The sequence below is a fragment of the Microcoleus sp. genome, assembly GCF_049646505.1.
GTDB lineage: Bacteria > Cyanobacteriota > Cyanobacteriia > Cyanobacteriales > Microcoleaceae > Microcoleus.
Genome location: NZ_JBARVX010000582.1, coordinates 1 through 4,895 on the forward strand (window position 1 = coordinate 1; position 4,895 = coordinate 4,895).

General features: G+C 46.2%; 3 protein-coding genes. All 3 read right to left on the reverse strand.

Annotated features, from left to right (window positions below; genetic code table 11):
- Positions 1–2,946 (reverse strand): chemotaxis protein CheB (locus WBA89_RS27420; protein WP_424410800.1); only part of this gene is annotated, 2,946 nt, incomplete at its 3' end.
- A 20-nt stretch (positions 2,947–2,966) separates the two neighbouring features.
- Complete coding sequence (locus WBA89_RS27425) at positions 2,967–3,089, reverse strand: hypothetical protein (RefSeq protein ID WP_424410801.1); 123 nt, start codon at positions 3,087–3,089, stop codon at positions 2,967–2,969.
- Between the two features lie 241 nt (positions 3,090–3,330).
- Entirely contained in the window at positions 3,331–4,740 is a 1,410-nt protein-coding gene (locus WBA89_RS27430) for an adenylate/guanylate cyclase domain-containing protein (RefSeq protein ID WP_424410802.1), read from the reverse strand.
- Positions 4,741–4,895: the final 155 nt, after the last annotated feature.

The following is a 4,895-nucleotide window of genomic DNA, read 5'->3' on the forward strand; positions in this document are numbered from 1 at the left end:
GTCTTCTCGTTCAAGTTTACAAGCATTCAGCAGCATAGTTTTGGAGCCGATATGCTCAAAGAAATGAGTCAACTCAAAGTTTTGAAGCTGAACATCGCTCACCAGAATATCTTCCAAAATCGATCGCAATTGCGGGATATTCCACTGCCCGCTGCCTAGCTCAAACAGCGAAATTTGCGCTGTTTCTGAGGATAAAACCTGAAACGTTTCATAGAACGATCGATTTGCTTTATTCACTCGGAAATCAGCATCTAGCGCGACTAAAGGCGTTTGCACAGTTTCCACAATAGCTTCAGCGTAGTTGCGCGCCTCCTCCAAAGTTCTGGCACTGCGTTTTAGAGCATCAATATCGATCAAAACCATCACCACGCCCTCAATCTGGTTTTCCGTGGTGCGGTAAGGGCGAATGCGGAGGTTGTACCAATATCCCGACAAAGTTTTAACTTCTCGTTCTTGCGTCTGGAGAGTATCAATCACCTCCAAAATCATCTGTTCCAAGTCAGGAACATCAAGAGTCGATCGGATGTCGCTAAAGGGTCGTCCAATATCTGTGATAATCAGATTAAAAAGTTTCTGCGCCGTTGGCGTAAATCGTCGAATTTCTAAATTGTTTGCCAGCATTAAAACTGGGATATTGATACTAGCAAGCAAATTTGTCAGATCGTTATTGATCCGGCTTTGTTCGAGATTTCGGCTGCGAAGTTCCTCGTTAGTAGTGGTGAGTTCCTCGTTAGTAGCTTGAATCTCTTCTTTGGCAGTTTCTAGTTCCTCGTTGATGCTTTGCAGTTCCTCGTTGCTCGATAGGATTTCTTCGTTGGCAACTTTGAGGTCTTGGTTGAGATATTCCTGCTCTTGGATTAGCGATTGCAGGTGCGATCGCGCCGCAAGTTTTTCTTGGTTAGCGGCGGCAAGCGCCTGCCTCAGCAGCTCATTTTCGGGATCGGAATCACCTCGATCGCTATTTTGGGCGGTGACAGTGGAAAAGTCGCTCGCGGGGGCTAAAACTTCTTCAAACAGCACCAAAAAATAGCGTGCTGCGGTGGTGCGCGACTGGAACGGCACCACCTGAAGATTCACCGCAGACGATCGCCCGCCCCATTCCACCAATACCCTTTCTTTCCTAACAGTCGCGTTCTGCGTTTGTGCCCGAGAAATTGCGGTGCGAAGATCCACAAGCAAACCTCCCCTTGCCATTGTCAGCAAGTTTAAGTCCGGCGTTCCGGCTGCCACTCTAAAGTAAGGATCGATATCTCCCCGCACTTGCAGGATTTTCATCTGCTCGTTAACAAGCACGCTGGCTGGGGCGTAGCGATTCAAAATCAGTTGGTCAGTTTCGCGCTCTAAGTCAAAATTATCGATCGAATTGTCTTCATTCATTCCCTGTTCGAGAGCAGCTTGAGCGACGGGATATAAACTCGGCACGAACGAAAATGTGGGACGAGTCGCCGTCAAGTTTTTGGCATAAATCTTAGACTTTTTATCGACAGAAGTAAACAAATATGAAAATTTCCCCGTACTTTCAGAACTGCCTAACAACAGAAAGCCTGCTGCGTTGAGACTGTAATGAAAAATCGGCATTACTTTTTTTTGCAGCGACTCTCCCAAATAGATCAGCACATTGCGGCAGCTAACTAAATCGAGATTGGAAAAAGGCGGGTCGCTGTTTAAGTCTTGTCGCGCAAATACACACAGTTCGCGGACTGCTTTGGAGATTCTGTAACTACCTCCTTCTTCGGTGCGAACAAAGAAGCGAGCACGGCGTTCTGGTGAAACATCTACCATCTGGTTTTCTGAGTATAAACCAGACCTTGCTTTGCCGATCGCCGTCTCGCTGATATCTGTAGCAAAAATCTGGATCGGCATAACTCGATCGCCCAAAAACTCTAACAAACAAATGGCGATCGAATAAACTTCTTCACCAGTAGAACATCCCGCCACCCAAATCCGAATCGAAGCTTCTGGCGATTTATTTTGGGTAATGGTGGGGAAAACCAGCTCTTTTAAATTTTCAAAGGCTTCGGGATCGCGGAAGAAACTGGTAACGTGGATCAAGATTTCCTCATACAAAGCTGTGACTTCAGCCGCATTTTGTCGCAGGTATTCGGCGTAATCATCGAGGTTTTCGAGCTTGTACAATACCATCCGCCGCTGGATGCGCCTCCCGATCGTTGTGGGTTTGTAGTGGCTAAAATCAACGCCTGCGGTTGATTTTAGCAGGGCAAAAATAGTTGCCAGGGCATCTCCCGGTTCGGGCGATTTCTCAACTTTTGCTAGGGAAATCGGGCAAGTCAGAAGGCGGCTGCTGCTATAGTTTGCCAGTTCCTCGGCAATTTTTTCCGGCGGCAGAACAAAATCGACTTTCCCTGTGGCGACAGCGGTATTCGGCATACTATCAAATTTTGCCGTGTCTTGACATTGAGCAAAAGTCATGCCTCCGGCTGCTTTGATTGCCATCAGCCCCAGCGAACCGTCTCCGTCTCCCCCGGATAATACTACGGCGATCGCCTTGTGGCCGCGATCGATCGCCAATGAGGTAAAAAACGCATCTCCCGGCATATATTTGCCATAAATCTTCTCGCGCGGGGATAGTTGCAGCACGCCTTTACACAGCACCATCTTGGTGTTGGGCGGAATGATGTAGACTCGATTCGGCTCTACAGTTACGCCGTCTTTTACCTCGCTAACAGGCATTTGCGTCTGTCTGGCGAGAATCTCGGTTAGCAGACTTTTGTGATCCGGGGCTAAATGCTGAATCAGCACAAACGCCATACCCGTATCTACCGGCAAATGGCTGAGTAACCCCGTGAATGCTTCGAGCCCTCCTGCTGAAGCGGCAATCCCAACAATGGGAAAAGGGGCATCGGTTTCCGCTAATTGTTGGCTGTCGAGGGCGGCTGGGGCGATCTGTTCGGGTGTATTTTCTGGAGATAATTGAGGAGAAGTCATTCTATTTTAGATTTTAGATTTTAGATGCTTTCGATTAACCCCACGGATAAATTCGGGGGCTTGAGGATTTTAGATTTGAGATTTTGGATTGATTCGGCCGATCGATCGCGCGGCGGGTACAACCTTTGAAATTCGCTTGTCATGGTGTTAAGTTTGATTTGGTACTTACTTAGAAGCAAAAGAATCTGGTAAGCACCTGTCACTAAGTAATTCCAACTATTTTTATTAAAGGTTGATCTGCCACCAGAAGGCCTGTAGCTTGAGGAGCCACTATATATTTAAAGTTATTAGACGAGCCAGCTCAGAGCAATAGACTGCATCTATTTGCTGCTGCCCAAATAGCAACCAAAGACTGGCAACCATCAGATATATTTGCTTGCCCGCTTAGCTGCTTCGGGCGATCGGTGTGCCAGACAGCGCGATTACCGATTCAGTATTAATTCTAGCAGTATAAGCGACTTGTGCCCCTTGTATTCCCTTTAAATCTTCAGATCGTTTTTGAATTTCCGACACTCCTGTAGCTGTTAATGCTGTTAAAAATTCTGGATCTGCATAAACTTCTTCGGAAAACGAAACTTCGTCGCTTTTAGAAAGATTTTGAATCCGGGCTGCTTTGTTGACTGTGGAACCGAAATAGTCGATCGCATTATTAAGATTTACTAACAAAGCCATCCCTCGGTGAATACCGATTTTTACTCTAATCCACTCAGGTTGCGGGCGATTTGAGTTGTACTTCCTGAAACTGGCCGCAGCAGCCGCCGCCGCCGCGATTGCTTGTTCGTTGCTGACAAAAGAAGCCATGACAGCATCGCCGATGGTTTTAATGACTTTGCCGCCGCATAGCTCGATCGACTCAAAGAAAATTTCAAAATGATCGCGCACAATATTGTAAGCTTTGGTATCTCCCAATGTTTCGTACATTCTGGTAGAACTGGTAATGTCGGTAAACATAATAGTAATCGCCCGAATCTTGACTCGCTCTCTTTCCGAAAGCGCTTGTTCGCCGAACAAACGCTTGTAATCTGAGTGATGCAACAACTGTATTCCTGACAGGCGCAAAGGTAGTTGTTCTAATGTCAGTTCGTCGGGCAGTTCATCTAGATGCAAAATTAGTCCAGACAAATTGTGCCCTTGATTAGTTAATTCTATTTTGACTTTTCCCGGACGGACAACCAGCTCTTTTTTGTCAAAATTTGTGCCATCCAACTGCGTGAGTTTAATTTCTTGTATGTCTTCTGTTGGTTCGCCTTCAACTTTTAAAATCCCCTTAGCTAAAGTCAGGGGACAGCAGTAGCGGTATCTACCTTTTTCTAAGGTAACTACCTCCGATTCGGTGCAGCATAAAGGCGTTACCAGTTGCAGTTTGTTCTGAATTACTGGAGGCGGAGCACAGACGGGCCGCAGTTTCGGGTCTTCGATTTCTTTGTTCAGGGAAAAAGTAACTTCGACGCGATCGAGCAAATCTATGTTAAACTCGCGATCGCACATCGGGCAGAAAGAAATTTCCGATGCGCCTGCCAAATCCTTAAATTCCTCTGTAATCATGTTGCAGTGCGGGCAGTGAATGTCCCAGTGCAAATCAAATGTGCCGGCTTTTACTCCGTGCAGAAACTCCGAAGTAATTCTTTTAATATTCTTGACAGTATCGCCTGCTACGTAGTAAGGGTTAATCCGCAATCTCTGCAAAATATGGGAACCGATTAACCAGTTTTCGATTTGGTCGATCGTTCCTTTGCTCGAATTGGGACGTTTTTTCAGTTGTTCTAGGTTTTCTTTTAAAAGTTCAATATTCACGATATGCTTGCCTTTGAGCATCAGGGCAAGAAATTTCGTAAGGATTCAGGTCTGAAAAAGGGGAATGAGCTCAGGCATCGGAAAGTCACTCATATTGGGCAGAAATAGCCTCACGGAAAAAAGCCATTACTGAACGAGCTTGAAAACGACAGGTT

What these genes read in the sequence shown, in the direction of transcription:
- WBA89_RS27425 (WP_424410801.1), bottom strand. Translation starts at nt 3,089, where the DNA reads ATGACAAGCGAATTTCAAAGGTTGTACCCGCCGCGCGATCGATCGGCC.